Genomic DNA, 521 nt, shown 5'->3' with positions numbered 1-521 from the left:
GACCTCAACCTCGCGGTCGGCGGTGCCTTCACCGCGATGGACCCGCACTACCACGACCTCTCGCCCAACCACGCGCTGACGCAGCACATCTTCGAGCCCATGGTGCAGACCGACGCACAGATGCGGCCCACCCCCGGCCTCGCCGTCTCCTGGGAGGCGCTGAGTGACAACCTGTGGGAGGTGAAGCTGCGCCGCGGCGTCACCTGGCATGACGGCTCGCCCTTCACGGCCGACGACGTGGTCTTCACCTATTCGCGCATCCCCAACGTCATCAACAGCCCCACCTCGATGACGCGCTATACGCAGATCGTCAGCCGGATCGAGGTGATCGACGACTATACGATCCGCCTCCACACACCAACGCCCGTGCCGCTGATGCCAATGAACATGGGGGCCTTCACGATCATCTCGCGCCGGCACGGCACCAACGCGATGACCAGCGACTACAATTCCGGCCGCGCCGCCGTCGGCACGGGGCCGTACCGCTTCGTCAGCTACGCCCCGGGCGATCGCGCGGTCTT

At 66.4% G+C, this 521-nt stretch carries 1 protein-coding gene; it reads left to right on the top strand.

The features are described 5' to 3' along the window. The coding region (locus AC1DWF_RS38520; RefSeq protein WP_476843659.1) for an ABC transporter substrate-binding protein at positions 1 to 521 on the top strand (521 nt) is incomplete at both ends.

The sequence above is a fragment of the Aminobacter sp. P4_D5 genome (genome assembly GCF_056401815.1).
This window is presented reverse-complemented; position numbering and strand designations above follow the sequence as displayed.